Below are 16,331 nucleotides of genomic sequence, written 5' to 3'. Positions count from 1 at the left end.
TTAGAGGAGGTTAGTGTTTAACTACAATCTTTTTTGTCATTGAATCGTTGTTGTCCTGGTTTACAAGGTAAAGAAAATAAATACCTTCCGATATATTATCTACTATTATTGTATTCATCGTATTCGATAATGATCCTGAGTTTATTTCTTGCCCTATTACATTAAACAACTGATATCTTAAATTAGGATAGCGATTGTTTAAAACTGTTAACGTAGTACTGGCAGGATTTGGGTAGATTAATAGTTTCCCCAAATCTTCAAAATCAGGTACATTAAGATTGTTTTGTAGAGTTTCTATACTTGTTTGTCCAGATTCAATTGGGTCTAACCAATCAACCAATCTAGTTTCAGGAGTTGTGCCGGAATTCCAAGACACACCAAATCTACCATATAAATCGTAGCCGTTATTTGTTTCTAATCCTAAACAAGCCGATTCCCCAGCGTATAGCTGACCTATAATTTTACCGTTCTCATTAAATAATGGTGAACCTGAAGAGCCGCTTTCCGTGGTTCCTATTTCCCAACCATTTCCAGAACCTTGAGACCCACCTCCAATAATCCATGCTTTAGTTCCGTTGGCATCAATTTTTTGAGCCCCAGAATCGTCTCTACAAACTTTCATAATATCTCCTTGAGGATGGTGTATCCCTACTTCAAATAATGGGTCGGTATCTAAATTATCCCAACCTGCAAAAGCAACGTCCCAAGAATTTGGAATATCATCATATAATTTCACAAGAGCAAAGTCGCTTAAGCTATTGTTGGCTTTTAATTCTGCACCACTTATGGTAAAGTTTGTTTGTATATCACTACTGTCTCCTCCAGTTCCACAAACAGGGTTTGGGCTTACCCAATTAAAACGCACAGTCCAAAAGGAAGGGTCGCTATTATCAAGACAATGGTTAGCAGTAAGCAAATAAGGTGTTTTATCGTTTCGGGTGTTATTGATTAATGCAGACGAACATAACAATCCATTTCCAAGATTTAGTAAGGCAACAGATTTTTTTAATAAATCTTTTTTCTGATCGAAGTCATTACCAACTGAACAATTAACATCGTAATTACAATCGCCAGACTCATTTATTCCTCTAGAATTATTGAGCATAGTATTTATTGCAGTCATTCTGTATCCGTGAATCACACTCCTTAATTGAAGTTCTGGTTCTCCTTCTACGTTTGGAGGTTGGTAATATTCTATCCAAAGAATATCTCCTTCAACAAACCAAGTACCTATCCGGCCATCATCACGATTTTGATGACTAGTAAACGTTGAAGTTATATCGGTATGTTCATTATTAAAAAGTTGCAATCTAGAACCTGCAGGTAAATAAAACTTATCGAAATTCACGCTCAAATTTACCGCTTCTGAAGACTGAATCGTTGCCTGCCATATTTTACCTCCATTGGGTAATACAGTCCAAAGACCGTTATTTTGCATATCTAATCTAACAGGAATTTCAATACCATATCGCCAAGGCATGCTTTTATCTTGATCGTTTAACTTGTCTTCTCTAATTATAGTTTCTAAATCTATAGCAGGTAACTCGACTATACTGGGTGTGGATTCCATATTCAATCCCCAACTAACAGGTAGCGGTTCTCCATCACCTTGTGAAAAGGCGTAAAGAAAGGAGAAGCATAAAATGAAGAAAAGAGTAGTTTTTTTCATTCAAATATCCGGTTAGTCTTAAATAGAAGAGACTAAGGTAATTTTTTATTTCCACATTTGAAAACCAAAGACTTACAAATACGCTATACTAACTTTAATTATTTGCAAAATATTCAAGATATCCCACAATCATGGTGATAGGATTAGGATATTATTTAAAAATTAGGAATAAAAAAATCCCGATTTTAGGTCGGGATTTTTCTGATATCTTAAACAGTTATTAGATGATTAACATTGCATCACCATAAGAGTAGAAGTTATATTTTTCTTTAATTGCTTCCGCATAAGCTTCTTTAAGGAAATCGTGACCAGCAAAAGCTGCAGCCATCATCATTAAAGTAGATTTTGGAGTGTGGAAATTCGTAATCATCGCATTTGCTATACTGAAATCATAAGGAGGGAAAATAAACTTATTTGTCCATCCACTATATGGATTTAAGCGGAAGTTTGATGAAACAGAACTTTCTAAAGCTCGCATAGCAGTAGTACCTACAGCACAAACACGCTTTTTACGCTCTAGACCTGCATTAACTATATCTGCTGTTTCTTGACTGATACTCATTTCTTCTGAGTCCATTTTGTGCTTAGAAAGGTCTTCAACTTCAACAGAGCTAAAAGTACCTAAACCAACGTGTAAAGTAACTTCAGCCATATTCACACCCTTAATTTCTAAACGCTTTAAAAGGTGTTTTGAAAAGTGTAATCCTGCAGTTGGAGCAGCAACAGCACCCTCAACTTTTGCGAATATCGTTTGGTAACGCTCAGCATCTTCTGGCTCAACGTCTCTCTTTATGTATTTTGGAAGTGGTGTTTCCCCTAATTCAGTTAATTTATTTCTGAATTCTTCATAAGATCCGTCAAAAAGAAAACGAAGTGTTCTTCCGCGACTTGTAGTATTATCAATAACTTCAGCTACAAGAGTTTCATCATCACCGAAATAAAGTTTATTTCCAATTCTAATCTTTCTAGCTGGATCTACTAAAACATCCCAAAGACGCGTTTCTGAATTTAATTCTCTAAGAAGAAAAACTTCAATACGCGCTCCTGTTTTTTCTTTATTCCCGAATAATCTCGCTGGGAATACTTTAGTGTTATTTGTTACTAACACATCGTCTTCCTCAAAATAATCGATTAAATCTTTAAATAATTTATGCTCAATAGTTCTCGCTTTTCTGTCGAGTACCATCAATCTAGATTCGTCACGGTTTTCTGCAGGATATTCTGCTAATAATTCTGGTGGAAGTTCAAAATTGTAATGTGATAGTTTCATTCCCATAATGCGTCTTGTCTTAAGGTTTTTAAAAGGTTGCAAATATACAACCTCAAGATAGGCGTTGTCAAGTAATTAGCACTTTATTTTGATTACACCCTATGTTTGCTAGGCTTGCAGAGAGCCGTAAAAAGGTTTATTTGTTAAATGATTGCCAATATTATGGGTGCCAAAAAATCTAAAATTTTTATTTAGCAAGAAAACTTCAAATGCCATTTATGGAATTAAAGCTAAATCAATTCCAAATTTTTGTAAGTCATTCCAAAAATTTGGGTAAGATTTTGATACAACCTCTGCATTATTAATTGTGAGATTAGTCTTCAAAAATAATGGTGCAAATGCCATCGCCATTCTATGGTCTTGATAGGTTTCTATTACAGCATTCGTTTTTATTGAAGTAGCACGCTTTAGAGTTAATGAGTTTTCATCTACTTCTACTGTTGCACCTAACTTTTCTAGCTCAGTTTTTAAGGCAAAAAGTCTATCTGTTTCTTTGATTTTTAAGGTGTGTAGTCCTGTTAGTTTACAAGCAATTCCCAATCCAAAACAGCTTACCGAAATTGTTTGAGCTAAATCTGGGGTGTTTGATAAATCGAGGCTTAAACAATCTTGTAATCGAGTTTCAATTTTCGAAATTGTTATAGATTTCTCTACATCATTAAATACGGTTTTAACGCCCAATGCGCGATAAATTTCATCCAAAGCTGCATCGCCTTGTATACTACCTTGTATATAACTCTTTAAAACTATCTTATTTGTAGCATTTACCCCCGAAAGTGCAACTAAGCTATAAAAATATGAAGCAGAGCTCCAATCAGATTCTACAACTAGAGATATATCTTGAATGTTTTTTGTTGAAGAAATAGTTATTTCATTTTTGTTGAATTGGGCCTTTACACCTATTCTCGTCAACAATGAAAGTGTCATTTCTATATAAGGAAGTGAAGTGGTTTTTCCTTCTAATGTAACATTCAATCCATTTTGAAGCATGGGCGCCACCAGCATTAATGCCGATATATACTGACTGCTAACGTTAGATTGAATTGACACATTGGTTTTCTGAAGATTTCTTCCCTTTATCTTTAAAGGAGGAAAACCATCATTTTTAAGATATTCTATCTCAGCCCCTATGCTTCTAAGCGCATCTACAAGAATTGCTATAGGGCGTTCTTGCATTCGCTTACTTCCGGTGAGTGTGATTTCGGCAGCTTCTTTTACAGCAAAATAAGCTGTAAGAAATCTCATTGCCGTACCTGCATGATGTACATCTACTTCTCCATTAGCAACTTGAAGTCCTTTTTTAAGCACCTCAGTATCGTCACTATCTGAGAGATTTTCAATTGAAATATTAGGAAACTGCGCTTGAAGAATCAACAATCTATTCGATTCGCTTTTAGAGCCACTAATATTAATTTCAACAGAATTATTACTCGTCTGTATGCCGCGAGTGTGAAAACTTCCTGATTCTAGGACAGCCTTCATTATCTTTGTTCTTTCTCTTTAATCTTAGCTCTAAATTTTCCGAAGGTTACAAAGAAACCATACACAAAGCCCGCACCGAGAAGTGTAAGCATAAACACCAACGGGTTTCTTTCGGTAAAATAAGCCATGTCAAAACCTTCTATTGCCCACTTAATTAAAGCAAACAAAATAGCAAAGGACACTGCTAGTGATATTACCGATTTCCAAAAACCTTTGGTGTTTATTACTTTCTTAAACATTTACTTTAATTTTTCGTTGTTGTGGTGCCTATCGTGATCGCGCTTTGTCTTAATATCTAGTTTTTTATTAAAAGCTTCTTCAAGATCTACGCCTGTTTGATTTGCAAGACAAAGCACTACAAAAATAACATCTGCTAGCTCCTCGCCCAAATCTTTATTTTTATCGCTTTCCTTTTCGCTTTGCTCCCCATATCGACGGGCAATAATTCTAGCTACTTCCCCTACCTCTTCAGTAAGTTGAGCCATATTAGTAAGCTCGTTAAAATAACGAACACCATGTTCTTTTATCCAAACATCTACTGCTTTTTGTGCGTTTTTTATATCCATTATGCTTTTGAAAGTACTACTTTTTCGTTTTCTTTTGCTATTAAAAGTTCAAAGAATTTTTTTAAGTTCCCATAATCTTCCGCTGCGATATACGATTGATTTATTGCAAATTCAACCGATAGCTGAAGTTTGTTTCCTGCCTGTGAAATTAAATAACGATAAGTGCCTTGGTTTTCACCTAAATTATAAACCACATTTTCAGGTAGCGACTCAACATTATAACCTTCTGGCAGCGATATAGTAACAATATATCTATCCTTAATCGGATATCCAAAATCTATTGGATACAAGCGAGTTTCAGTTTTAAAAGGAGTTTCTTCTGTAGCTAAAAATACCATAGGCGAAAAATAAAGTTTTCCTGCAACATCTTCTACTAAGTCCATAGCTTCAAAATCGTATTTTAGAGATACCGGGGCACCAGGGGAAGCTAAATTTTCGAACTCTAAGTTAGCTAATTCTGCTGGAGTTAAATCTTTTTCTATTTTTTTTCGCTGTGCATCTTCATTTAAACTTTTAAAATCTGAGCGGTATTTAAATGCATAATTTCCAGTAAATCTACTTTGGTTTTTTCCAGTAAGCATTAAATCTGGAGTAATTTCAGCAGCTATCATCGTACTTTTTACAGCAGGAATTATTGAGCTTAACGATACCCAACTCGAAGTTCCATCTTTCTTTACAACACGACCTTTCCAATTTTGAATACTAGACTTTAAAACACCTATTTCAGCATCTTTATTTGTCGCATCTAACAATAATATTCCTTGAGGCAGTTGTACCCCAGCAATTACATAGTTAAAACCATTACGCGTAGGAAAAAGTGGAATTCCATGAGATTTTGTACTAACCAACACTGGATTGGCTTCCAAATTCGCGTGGCGAAGCATAGCCACCAACATTAGATTAATATCGGCTGCATTTCCTGAGCCCTTTTTATAGGCATCTCTAACTCCTTCATTGGTATAATAACCATTGTAGCCATTCCAAGTCATTTTATTTAATACGAAAGAAAAAATACGTCCAATTTTTTCTTCAGAAGAACTAACCCCTTGAAGAATATTGTTTAAGTCTTTTTCAAAATAGTTTTTACGTTCTAATTCAGCTCCAAATAAATCTACTCTATATATACTTTTTGAAACATCTTCCCAATTAGTAGCATAGGTTTTTAACGGCGAACCAGGAAAGTCTATGTAACTCATCTCAAACTGTAAGGCTGTGGTGTAATTGTTTAAGTTACCTACAAACGCTTCTTCTTTTAAAGCAGGTACATTTTCCAAATCTACTGTATAAGTATCTTCCTTAAACTTAATTTCTCTAGTTATAGTTTCTCGAATACTTTTTCCAAAAGTTCTTGTATCCATTGGTTCTAGTTGTCTAAAACTCATACTTCTTTCTCTAGTAAATTTATCTACTTTATATGGCTCCCACCCTCTTTGGTGTGTTTTATAAATGAAATATTCTGGTGTTTTAAAAACCATATTCACCTTCTCTATCGGAATGATTTCCTGAAACCTAAACTCATCTATATTAAAGATAAATGGTGAATTAATAGTGTACTTATACTCTATTACAGCACCTTCGCGAACAGCGGGCATCGTAATTTTTGTCTGTGTGAGGTACTTAGAAGTTTCTTCTTCAAAAATTCCATCTTTTCGAAGTTTTTCGTCTTGTACCTTTCCATTTTCGTCCAAGTAATACGTGTTTCCTCTCAGTCCTAGCAGTTTGTCTTCCCCTTCACCCTTGTACAAATTAATTTCGGCGTTTGCCCAATCAAAACCTTCTTTGTTGTAAATCTTTACTCTTTCGAAGTAATCGGTAACCATATACCATCCGGAATCTTGATTGTATTGAAATTCGGTTTTTACTTCTCGATACAACACTGCAGCGTTTGCAGAAGGATCTGTAGGGTGTTCTTTTTGAAGTAATTCTTCTTTAGAAACCTTTCCAAATCTATAGTCTTGCGCTACTGAAATATTCAAAAAGCACATAGTAATTATTACTGAAAGTAGATTAGTTTTCATAAGTGATAGTTAGTTATTGAACGTTTTGTTTTAAAAGAATTTTGGTTTTATCAAGCCTCGCAATAGATCTTAAAAAATCACGATATTCTTCATATTCATTTGGAGGATACTCTCCTTCTTCAATACGAAGCTTTCGACTGTATATTAATTTATTTTCATCGGTTTCATTGAAGCTAACTTCGTATTTCCCAAATTTGGTTTCCAAAGCCAAATCTTCTGGCAGGCCGTCAATGCTGAAATTTTCTGGAAGAGCTACTTCAACAGTATCTACATCAATAAATCCGTGACGGATAAATAGGTTTTGTTTCCTATCATCAATTCGTGGAGGTATGTATTTATTTTGATTGAAAATATTTGGACAAAAGAGAAAATCTTCTCCAACTGGGTTGGCGTAATTTGGAACTGAAACTTCAATATTTTCAGTAAAAATCACTTCTTCTCTATCATTTTTGAATTTAATGTCATCTACAGTAAACCCATTTACATAACTCCATCTCTTTTTGTAAAATCTATCTATATCTTCTTGTTTTTGTTTTGGAAGAAGATACTTGCTGTCGTATTGCATCCCTTCAGAAACACCTTTAAAATGCGCAGTAACATTCCCTTGAGCATCTACTGTAAGATTAGTGAAGTTGGTTTGTAAGTTTTCTTGAGTTGTATACGTTTTGGTACGGGTAACTTTTCCTCCTTCAGGAGTCATTATTAATACATCTCGATTATCTGTAAAATCTCCTAAATAACCATAAGGTGTATCTTGACTTGTGCATTCTAACCAAGTATAACCATCATCTTCTGGAATGGCGAGTATAGCGTGATTAAACCAAGGCGTGGCAAAGTTTTCTTCAATCTCCATTATGTTCTCCCCTGCATTTACCAAGGTATAATATGAAGGCACACCTGCAACTTCAAGAAGAGATTTTGTATACATCGTCAACGCCTTGCAATCGCCATAACTTAACTTATCTACATCCGAAGCAGGCATAGGTTTCCATCCACCAATACCTATTTGAATGCTTACATAACGAACTTTATCTTGTACAAATTGGTATATTTTTCTTGCTTTTCCTTCGTTTGTAGTTTCGTTTGCTACTAAACTTCTAACCTTTGCTTTTGTTCCTTCGGGAAGATCACTTACATCGGCTAGGAGCTTATTATCCAACCAACTACCAAATTTTTGCCAGTTCTCACTTGTTCCGGCTGTACCTTTTAATTTAAAATTTTGCAACGCAACCATAACGTGAGGCAATATGCTTCTACTCGATGGGCTGTGTTCTTCTAGGCGAACTGCCTTCAAGTTCACAGCTGTAAAAGTAAGTTCGTTGTCGGTATCTGAAATTGAAATATCAAAATCTTCAATATTTCTTGCGCTGTAGTTTGGCTTATTTAATGGATTGTATTTAATCGTAAACACACTCTTTTGAGTGCTTTCGGCGTATCCACCTAAGGGTTGCCAAGGCTGTATAAAAGCAGAGTCGCCACTTTCGGCTTCACTTTCATAAACTACTATATAGGGGTAGGTAGTAGGCGTGTAATTTAAATAAAGCACACGGTCGTCACTATAAATACTTATCCCAGTTCGACTTACATCGTTAAAATCTTTCTTTTTAAAACTGGCAATTTCTTTCCCAAAAGCATTGTATATCCAAACTCTAATGTTTTTTACCTTAGAATTGTCGTCGTAGTATTCATAAAGGTTTGTATCGCCATTGCCCATTTTATTTAAAACGGCAATAACACGGCGCTTCGTTGTTTTAACTGTATTAATATTAGTAACATCTAAGGCAACATTCTCGTCTATTAACACACTATTAGAATATTCCAACAACTCCTTATTAATAGAGGTTATTGAAAATTCGTTTTGGGCGAATGTTATAGCTGTGCAAAGAAGTAATACAAGGCAGGTAATTTTTTTCATAATCGGCTTTACAGCGGACCAATATATGAAACTTATAAAAGTTAAAAAAAGGTTAAAGGAATTATTCTCTGTTTTTTGAATCAATCCAAATTGTAACAGGCCCCTCGTTTATTAAACAAATATCCATCATCGCGCCGAAGCTTCCAGTTTTAACCTTCTTATTGGTGATGTTTTCTAACTGCAGAATAAATTCTTCATACAAGGGAATTGCAATTTCGGGCCTAGCTGCTTTTATAAACGATGGGCGGTTTCCTTTTTTTGTACTTGCGTGAAGTGTAAATTGGCTTACTACTAAACACTCACCTTCAACATCTTGCACAGAGAGATTCATAGCGTCGTTTTCATCAGAAAAAATCCTCATTTTAGCTATTTTACTAGCCAACCAATCTATGTCTTCTTGAGTATCCTCGGCTTCTATTCCTATTAAAATAAGCAAACCTTGATTGATTTCAGAATAAATTTTTCCTTCAATGGTAACTGATGCTTTTTTAACCCTTTGAATTAATGCACGCATTATGATTTAATACTTTTTGTAATTGAATATTTACTTTTCATTGTTATAAATATCTTTTCGGAAGTGTTCTTCTTCGCCTTCTAAAATTTGCAGATAACTTTTATATCGAGACCAGGCTATTTCCTCTGTTTCTAATGCCTCTTTTACAGCACAATGGGGTTCTTCTAAGTGAAGACAGTTGTTAAACTTGCAATGCTCTTTTAATTCAAAAAACTCTGGAAAGTAGTCTCCTAATTCTTCTTTATCAATTTCTACCACACCAAAGCCTTTAATGCCGGGAGTATCAATAATCTGCCCGCCAAAAGAAAGGTCGAACATTTCAGCAAAAGTTGTAGTATGTTGTCCTTGTAAGTGCTGTTCAGAAATTTTTGAAGTTTTTAAATCTAATCCAGGCTCAATTGCATTTACCAAAGTAGACTTCCCAACACCACTATGTCCTGAAAACATTGTTACCTTGTCCTTCATTATGGCTTTTACCTTATCGATATTCTTGCCTGTAGTGGCTGAAATACCTATACATTCGTAACCAATATTTCGATATACTGCTGCTAGGTACTTTATTTCAAGCAATTCGTCTTCGTCGTACGTATCAACTTTATTAAAAAGAAGTACAGCGTTAATATGATAAGCTTCTGCCGTAACTAAAAATCGATCTATAAAAGTGGTAAACGTTGGTGGGTTGTTAAGGGTTATTAGTAAAAACGCAACATCGATATTTGATGCAATAATGTGTGTTTGCTTTGAAAGGTTAACCGATTTACGAATGATATAGTTTTCACGCTCTTCAATATGCTTTATCACACCTACCGTTTCATCTCCTTTGTTATCCACATCAAACAATACGTGATCGCCTACCGCTACAGGGTTTGTGCTTTTTATCCCGCCAATGCGAAATTTCCCTTTAATACGACAATCGTAAAAAGTTCCATCTTCTGCCTTAACAGAATACCAACTTCCGGTAGATTTATAAACTATGCCTTTCATTATAATTCATTGATTCAATGTTTAGTATTCAAGATTTACGAAAATACTCAATAATTTTTACGACTCTATTCATTAATCACCTTTTTCTGATGGTTAATAGATTCTTGATGAATAGCTTTATATATTTTTAAAATAAATTCTTCACTGAGGTTGTTTTCTTCTCCTTCTAAAATCATTTTTCCTAAAATCTCATTCCATCGCTTTGTTTGCAGAATGGCTACATTGTTTTTCTTTTTCAACAAGCCAATTTTATCGGCAATCCTCATACGATTCCCTAGAGAATCGATTAATTGACGGTCTATTACATCTATTTGTGTACGTAGTGTTGCTAGCTTGTTGTTAAACTCAACGGCATCACCTTCTTGTTTTCGAATTCTAAGATCGACCGTCATCTTATCTAAGGTTGTTGGCGTAATCTGTTGTGCAGCATCACTCCAAGCATTATCAGGGTCGTAATGCGTTTCAACCATTAAGCCATCGTAGTTTAAATCTAAAGCTGTTTGGCAAAGTTCAAAAATGATATCCCTTCGTCCTGCAATATGCGAAGGATCTAATATTAAGGGTAAATCTGGAAATTTATTTTGAAGGTCAATAGGGATTTGCCATTCAGGATTGTTTCTATAGCGAGTTTTCTCATAAGTTGAAAATCCACGATGAATTACCCCAAGTTTCTTTACGTCTGATGCGTAAAATCGCTCAACAGCGCCTAACCATAAGGCTAAGTCTGGGTTAACGGGATTCTTTATCAAAACAATTTTATCGGTTCCTTTTAAAGCATCAGCAATTTCCTGAACAATAAAAGGTGAAACAGTTGTTCTTGCTCCTACCCATAGTATGTCTACATCGTGCTTTAACGCTAAATCTACGTGATTGGCGTTTGCTACCTCGGTAGCAGTCATTAAACCTGTTTCTTGTTTTGCTTTTTGAAGCCACTTTAATCCTAAAGCGCCAACACCTTCAAAGTTTCCAGGTCTTGTACGAGGCTTCCAAATTCCTGCACGTAATACCGTGGCGTCAGTTTGTTTTAACTGATGCGCTATTTTCAAAACTTGTTCTTCTGTTTCTGCACTACAAGGTCCTGCAATCACCAAAGGATGAGAGAGCTCCATAGCGTTCAACCAATTGCGCAATGATTTAGTGTTTTCCATATACTAAACTTTAAATTCTAATAGGGTTTTGTACCTCCAAACAAAACATTTGCAAAGTAAACACATTACAATGTTTTAAAGATAATTAGCCAACTATAATATTAGTTATCTTGATATTAAACTGTTATTATTTCTTTTAAATAAAAAAAGTCCCAGAAATTTTCCGGGACTTTAAATGTTTTATAATACAATTAACTACACAACCATCCCGCTCCTATTTTATAAAATAGAATTGCCAAAGGTTAATGATGTTAAAAATCGTGTTCATCTTGTAATAATATAGTGCTAAGGTAAACATTTATGTATTGTTAAAAAGACTTAATTTGCCATTTTATTAAACTCTTTGAAAATTTCTACAATCTAAAAAGTTTAAATGCGTTCATTGTGTAACTTTGCTCAACTTATTTCAATATGTCTATTAAAGTAGAAAATATAACCAAAACCTACGGCGAACAAAAAGCGCTGAACAATGTTTCATTTTCAGTAGAAAAAGGTGAAATTGTTGGTTTTCTTGGCCCTAATGGTGCTGGAAAATCTACAATGATGAAGATTTTAACCACCTATATTCCTGCTTCGGAAGGTGTTGCAATTGTAAATGATTTTGAAGTATCTAAAGACGATATTTCAGTTAAAAAGAGTGTAGGATACTTGCCTGAGCACAACCCTCTTTATTTAGATATGTACGTTCGGGAATACCTTCTTTTTAATGCAGGTATATATAATATTCCAAAATCTGAGGTTGAAAGTGTTATTGAAAAAACCGGGCTTACCCCTGAAGCAAATAAAAAAATTGGACAACTTTCAAAAGGATACAGACAACGAGTTGGATTAGCAAATGCACTTCTTCACGATCCAGATGTTTTAATACTTGACGAACCTACAACCGGTTTAGACCCTAACCAGTTGATTGAAATACGTCAGCTAATTAAGAATGTTGGGGAACATAAAACAGTGCTGCTTTCTACCCATATTATGCAGGAAGTGGAAGCTATTTGCGATCGTGTGATTATTATAAATAAAGGAGAAATTGTTTTAGACAAGAAACTCGCCGACCTTAAAAAGAACAAGCAACAAATTATTGAAGTAGAATTCGACTATCGTGTTGAAGATGTTGCCTTACAACAACTTCCCAAAATTGATAAGGTTGAGAACTCTATAGGTTTTGTATATCAGCTATACTTCAATACCGAACAAGATATGCGAGGAAAAGTTTTTGATTTTGCGCACGACAATGGCTTAAAAATCCTTCAACTGCATCAGAAAAACACAACCTTAGAAAGGCTGTTTACCGAACTTACTACTCAAAAATAAGTCTACCACGATATAACTCTTCAACTTCCACTACAGGAGGTTTATTTTTAGATATAACATCGCCCAAACCGACAATTTTTCCTTTAATTGATTGTTGAGGGTTTACCACCATTGGTCCCGCACTTCGGTGATATACATTTAAATTTTGAACTACTAAGTCTTCTGAATAAATTCTACAATCACTAGCATACAATCCAAAACTAGCATTTGTAGCTTTTCCACTTAAGTAAAACTTAGAAAGCCCATTTGCCGAAACTGTTAGGTTTTCTACCTCTAGATTAATTTTAAAATCGCCATTCGTATGATACTCATCTTCCATCCCAAAATCTTCCGAAAGCAAACTCAATTTGGGATATCTCAAAACACCAATGCTCTCAGTTAAATACCCCGTACTACTGCGAATTTCAGTAAGATTTGGAGAGGTTACAAAAATTTTTGTCAGGCCGTAATCTCGAACTAGATTACAGGAATTGTGATTATATATTTTGAGCACACCATCCACAACTGAAACCTCAACATCGCTTAACAAGTTTTCACCTGTTTCCACCACAACTTTTTGCTCTTCTCCTTGCTGTACGATAAGTTTTGTTCGCTGAGCAACTAGAACTTTGGTAAACTCGGGAACACCAACTTCAGTTTGTATTATATCTCCAGCGGTTTGCGTACAGTTCCAACCAGAATCTGAATTGCAGCTAACCGTTAGTAACACTATTAATAGATATGCTATTTTCTTCATTTTTTTCGTACTTAAAGCCTATACCCAATTCCAAATTCAACAGCTTCGGCCTTTGCCCAATGTGCGTGCAATGTTATTGCTGCAAACACCTTATCGTCAAAGAAATATCGTTTTAATCCTAATCGATTATAAACCCTATTTTCAAACTCATAAGGCCAGTAAACATAATACCCTAACTGACTTACAAAAGCAACTTTATTAAAACGCCATTCGTGACCAATAAAAGCCCCAACACGCTTATAATCTTCATCCCCAGACAGGCCGTCTTCAGGATAGGCTATTGAACGATATTTAATCAATTCTTTTAAAAACATTGAAAAGTAAATATCAACACCTGCTGTAAAGGTGCTTTTATAATTGATTCTTTTATCTACAAATGCTGAAATTACATAGAAAGGCTCCTGACCTAAACCTATTACATCACTTTCGTTTATACCAGTTCTAAAAGCAAGATTATATTTGAATTTTTCGGCATAAGTTCTACTAAGGGAATCTTCTTTTTTAATATACTCGGGAAATTCTTTGTAATCTAATTGATAGCTCAAACCTGCGTTTAATGCAAAGGTGTTGGTACTATTATTAGGTGCTTTTAAATTTGCATTACTGTAGTGAATGAGTGTGAAACCTGCGTGGAAACCTAGACCTTTCCAAATATTTTCACGCACAAAATTTCCTTTCAAAAAAGTTGAACTTAGTAAATGGCTTCCGTAGGCACTGTTGTTATAGTTTGTATCAGGGTTAAAAGGATCTGAGGCATAAACAACTCCTTGTCCTACACGTAACATTAAATATCTGTTTAAAAAATACCAATTAAAATGGCCGTAAACACCTACAGCTTTGCCTAAAAATTCGTTGTGAAGATTTTGATGCGCTAACGTAAACCCCCAGTCTGGATAGTTATATCTACGCTCCCATTCATTAAAACCATAAGTTTTTCGATTAAACGAAAGTATAAAACCCGTGGGATGACCCGTAATTACATGCTGAATATCGAAATTGTGTTCTAGAATAGTTCCGTAGAAAAAATCCGCTTCTAAGGAAACAGGCTTCAACTCTTTTTCTTGAGAAAAAATTGGAAGACTAATTAAAAGAACAGTAAATTTTAAAAGAAAATGCTTCATATTTTTTTTATCGGCGATAAAGATAAACTAAACTATAAACATTGAATTAGAGCATTTCTTTTCTTTTTCTCGCTTCTACCTTTAACGTTCACCCCTAAGCTTTTACAGAATATTAATTTGAAATAAAATTTAGAATGGTAAATTTTTTAAATCCACATTTCCCCCTGAAATAATAATTCCAATTTTCTTATTCTGAAATCTTTGTCTCTCGCGAAGCAGAGCAGCTAAAGCCACAGCACTAGAAGGTTCTACAACAATTTTTAAACGCTCCCAAATGAGTTTCATTGCTGAAATTATTTCGGTTTCTTCAACTCTGATTATTTCTGAAACCAAATTTTTAATAATAGGAAAATTAACATCCCCAAGAGATGTTTTAAGTCCGTCGGCGATGGTGTTTGTGGTTTTGTTGGACTCTATTTTTCCTGTTTGAAGACTTCGGAAAGCATCATCTACTTCAAAAGGTTCTCCACCAATTGTTTTACAATTCTTTCCGAAATATTTTACTGCAACAGAAGCACCTGCAATTAATCCTCCGCCCCCAACTGGCGCAAACAGATAATCTAAATTCTGATGCGTTTTTAACAATTCTAAAGCTGATGTCGCATTCCCAAGGATTACATTTTTATCGTTTGAAGGATGAATAAAAGTTGCCGCAGTTTCATTTTGAATCCTCTCGGCTTCCTGCTCTCTGGCAATTGGTGTTGATTCAGATTCTGTGATGATTCCGCCATAACCTTCAACGGCCTCCTTTTTTACTTGGGGTGCGTTTTTAGGCATTACAATATATGCTTTAACTCCCAAGTTTTTTGCAGCTAAGGACAAAGCTTGTGCAAAATTTCCTGATGAATGCGTCACAACTCCTGCCTTTCTCTGAGCTTCAGAAAGCTGAAGGATAGCGTTTACGGCACCACGCATTTTAAATGCACCCATTCGCTGAAAATTTTCACATTTGAAATATATTTCAACACCTGAAACTTCATTTAAAAAAGAAGGTTTTAGCACAGGTGTTTTGTGAACGTATGGCTTCACACGTTCATAAGCCTCTTCTACTTCACGCTGGGATGGAATCATTTAAATGGAAATTAAATATAACCTAATACAAGTTTAGCTTAACCCTCTAGAATATTTAAATTCTTTCCATTTAACTCAATGCTATAAGTCACTTTTACCGAAGCCTCCATAGTTATTGAAACTGAACAATATTTCTCGAAGCTTAATTTTGCTGCGCGAACTGCTTTAGCTTCATCAATATCACCTTCCAAATAAAGTGTTACGTGAATAGCTTTAAATGGTTTTGCCTCACGAACTTCTTCGCGTTGACCTTCTACTTCCATTTTATAAGAAGTAATTTCTTGTCTTTGTTTTTTTAATATTGAAATAACATCAATGGCACTACATCCTCCAACACCCATTAATAAAAGTTCCATAGGACTAGCTCCTTTGGAAGCCTCATCTGTTTTGTTGTCTATATAAACCGGAACTCCAGAATTTCCTTTTGCTTCAAATAAAAACTTATCGTTTTTACGCTCTAAATTTACTTTCATATTTATAAGTTTTCTTTTATTACTAATGCTTAAAACGGTAAGAAAAAACGCCT

General features: G+C 34.9%; 15 protein-coding genes. 1 reads left to right on the top strand and 14 read right to left on the bottom strand.

What is annotated here, in order from left to right; translation table 11 throughout:
- Nucleotides 1-10 precede the first annotated feature (10 nt).
- From K8344_RS10000 to K8344_RS09955, 10 genes are all read right to left on the bottom strand, one after another.
- A complete protein-coding gene (locus K8344_RS10000; protein ID WP_237608550.1) occupies nt 11-1,669 on the bottom strand; it encodes a T9SS type A sorting domain-containing protein in 1,659 nt (552 codons plus the stop codon).
- Between the two features lie 220 nt (nt 1,670-1,889).
- Nucleotides 1,890-2,939, bottom strand: coding sequence for a tRNA preQ1(34) S-adenosylmethionine ribosyltransferase-isomerase QueA (gene queA, locus K8344_RS09995; RefSeq protein ID WP_237608549.1), 1,050 nt, complete (start codon nt 2,937-2,939; stop codon nt 1,890-1,892).
- A gap of 216 nt (nt 2,940-3,155) precedes the next feature.
- Nucleotides 3,156-4,421: a 3-phosphoshikimate 1-carboxyvinyltransferase gene (locus K8344_RS09990; protein WP_237608548.1), complete on the bottom strand. Its 1,266-nt coding sequence runs from the start codon at nt 4,419-4,421 to the stop codon at nt 3,156-3,158.
- On the bottom strand, nt 4,421-4,660 hold the full coding sequence (locus K8344_RS09985; protein ID WP_139855973.1) for a hypothetical protein: 240 nt from the start codon (nt 4,658-4,660) through the stop codon (nt 4,421-4,423). Before K8344_RS09985 ends, K8344_RS09990 begins: the two co-directional genes overlap by 1 nt.
- A complete protein-coding gene (locus K8344_RS09980; RefSeq protein ID WP_185099382.1) occupies nt 4,661-4,987 on the bottom strand; it encodes a nucleotide pyrophosphohydrolase in 327 nt (108 codons plus the stop codon). It abuts the gene before it with no gap.
- The gene (locus K8344_RS09975; protein WP_237608547.1) at nt 4,987-7,005 is read right to left on the bottom strand and encodes a transglutaminase domain-containing protein; all 2,019 of its coding nucleotides are present in this window, start codon (nt 7,003-7,005) and stop codon (nt 4,987-4,989) included. Before K8344_RS09975 ends, K8344_RS09980 begins: the two co-directional genes overlap by 1 nt.
- A gap of 13 nt (nt 7,006-7,018) precedes the next feature.
- Nucleotides 7,019-8,920: a DUF3857 domain-containing protein gene (locus K8344_RS09970; protein WP_237608546.1), complete on the bottom strand. Its 1,902-nt coding sequence runs from the start codon at nt 8,918-8,920 to the stop codon at nt 7,019-7,021.
- Between the two features lie 61 nt (nt 8,921-8,981).
- Nucleotides 8,982-9,434 carry a D-aminoacyl-tRNA deacylase gene (gene dtd, locus K8344_RS09965; protein ID WP_237608545.1) on the bottom strand — a complete coding sequence of 151 codons (453 nt, stop codon included), beginning with the start codon at nt 9,432-9,434 and terminating at the stop codon, nt 8,982-8,984.
- Between the two features lie 30 nt (nt 9,435-9,464).
- On the bottom strand, nt 9,465-10,418 hold the full coding sequence (gene rsgA / locus K8344_RS09960; protein WP_237608544.1) for a ribosome small subunit-dependent GTPase A: 954 nt from the start codon (nt 10,416-10,418) through the stop codon (nt 9,465-9,467).
- A gap of 65 nt (nt 10,419-10,483) precedes the next feature.
- Nucleotides 10,484-11,566 (bottom strand): bifunctional 3-deoxy-7-phosphoheptulonate synthase/chorismate mutase type II, encoded by a 1,083-nt coding sequence (locus tag K8344_RS09955; RefSeq protein WP_237608543.1) that lies wholly within the window; start codon nt 11,564-11,566, stop codon nt 10,484-10,486.
- A 411-nt stretch (nt 11,567-11,977) separates the two neighbouring features.
- Between K8344_RS09955 and gldA the strand changes: the two genes are divergently transcribed.
- A complete protein-coding gene (gene gldA / locus K8344_RS09950) occupies nt 11,978-12,877 on the top strand; it encodes a gliding motility-associated ABC transporter ATP-binding subunit GldA (RefSeq protein ID WP_237608542.1) in 900 nt (299 codons plus the stop codon).
- Here gldA and K8344_RS09945 read toward each other — a convergent pair.
- The 4 genes from K8344_RS09945 to K8344_RS09930 form a co-directional block, all read right to left on the bottom strand.
- Nucleotides 12,864-13,613 carry a head GIN domain-containing protein gene (locus K8344_RS09945; protein ID WP_237608541.1) on the bottom strand — a complete coding sequence of 250 codons (750 nt, stop codon included), beginning with the start codon at nt 13,611-13,613 and terminating at the stop codon, nt 12,864-12,866. The genes gldA and K8344_RS09945 overlap by 14 nt on opposite strands.
- A gap of 11 nt (nt 13,614-13,624) precedes the next feature.
- On the bottom strand, nt 13,625-14,734 hold the full coding sequence (locus tag K8344_RS09940) for an acyloxyacyl hydrolase (RefSeq protein ID WP_237608540.1): 1,110 nt from the start codon (nt 14,732-14,734) through the stop codon (nt 13,625-13,627).
- A gap of 129 nt (nt 14,735-14,863) precedes the next feature.
- Nucleotides 14,864-15,805, bottom strand: coding sequence for a pyridoxal-phosphate dependent enzyme (locus K8344_RS09935; protein WP_237608539.1), 942 nt, complete (start codon nt 15,803-15,805; stop codon nt 14,864-14,866).
- A gap of 38 nt (nt 15,806-15,843) precedes the next feature.
- Nucleotides 15,844-16,278 carry an OsmC family protein gene (locus tag K8344_RS09930; RefSeq protein WP_139855962.1) on the bottom strand — a complete coding sequence of 145 codons (435 nt, stop codon included), beginning with the start codon at nt 16,276-16,278 and terminating at the stop codon, nt 15,844-15,846.
- Between the last annotated feature and the right edge of the window lie 53 nt (nt 16,279-16,331).

It is taken from the genome of Aequorivita xiaoshiensis (assembly GCF_022008395.1).
Taxonomy (GTDB): Bacteria; Bacteroidota; Bacteroidia; order Flavobacteriales; family Flavobacteriaceae; genus Aequorivita; species Aequorivita xiaoshiensis.
Note: the sequence above shows the minus strand (reverse complement) of the source record. Positions and strands in the feature narration are given on the sequence as shown.

Coding starts and splice junctions, on each gene's coding strand:
- K8344_RS09990 (WP_237608548.1), bottom strand. CDS start 4,421: ATGAAGGCTGTCCTAGAATCAGGAAGTTTTCACACTCGCGGCATACAG.
- K8344_RS09975 (WP_237608547.1), bottom strand. CDS start 7,005: ATGAAAACTAATCTACTTTCAGTAATAATTACTATGTGCTTTTTGAAT.
- queA (WP_237608549.1), bottom strand. CDS start 2,939: ATGAAACTATCACATTACAATTTTGAACTTCCACCAGAATTATTAGCA.
- K8344_RS10000 (WP_237608550.1), bottom strand. CDS start 1,669: ATGAAAAAAACTACTCTTTTCTTCATTTTATGCTTCTCCTTTCTTTAC.
- K8344_RS09955 (WP_237608543.1), bottom strand. CDS start 11,566: ATGGAAAACACTAAATCATTGCGCAATTGGTTGAACGCTATGGAGCTC.
- K8344_RS09940 (WP_237608540.1), bottom strand. CDS start 14,734: ATGAAGCATTTTCTTTTAAAATTTACTGTTCTTTTAATTAGTCTTCCA.
- K8344_RS09980 (WP_185099382.1), bottom strand. CDS start 4,987: ATGGATATAAAAAACGCACAAAAAGCAGTAGATGTTTGGATAAAAGAA.
- K8344_RS09945 (WP_237608541.1), bottom strand. CDS start 13,613: ATGAAGAAAATAGCATATCTATTAATAGTGTTACTAACGGTTAGCTGC.
- K8344_RS09930 (WP_139855962.1), bottom strand. CDS start 16,278: ATGAAAGTAAATTTAGAGCGTAAAAACGATAAGTTTTTATTTGAAGCA.
- K8344_RS09935 (WP_237608539.1), bottom strand. CDS start 15,805: ATGATTCCATCCCAGCGTGAAGTAGAAGAGGCTTATGAACGTGTGAAG.
- K8344_RS09985 (WP_139855973.1), bottom strand. CDS start 4,660: ATGTTTAAGAAAGTAATAAACACCAAAGGTTTTTGGAAATCGGTAATA.
- K8344_RS09970 (WP_237608546.1), bottom strand. CDS start 8,920: ATGAAAAAAATTACCTGCCTTGTATTACTTCTTTGCACAGCTATAACA.
- dtd (WP_237608545.1), bottom strand. CDS start 9,434: ATGCGTGCATTAATTCAAAGGGTTAAAAAAGCATCAGTTACCATTGAA.
- rsgA (WP_237608544.1), bottom strand. CDS start 10,418: ATGAAAGGCATAGTTTATAAATCTACCGGAAGTTGGTATTCTGTTAAG.
- gldA (WP_237608542.1), top strand. CDS start 11,978: ATGTCTATTAAAGTAGAAAATATAACCAAAACCTACGGCGAACAAAAA.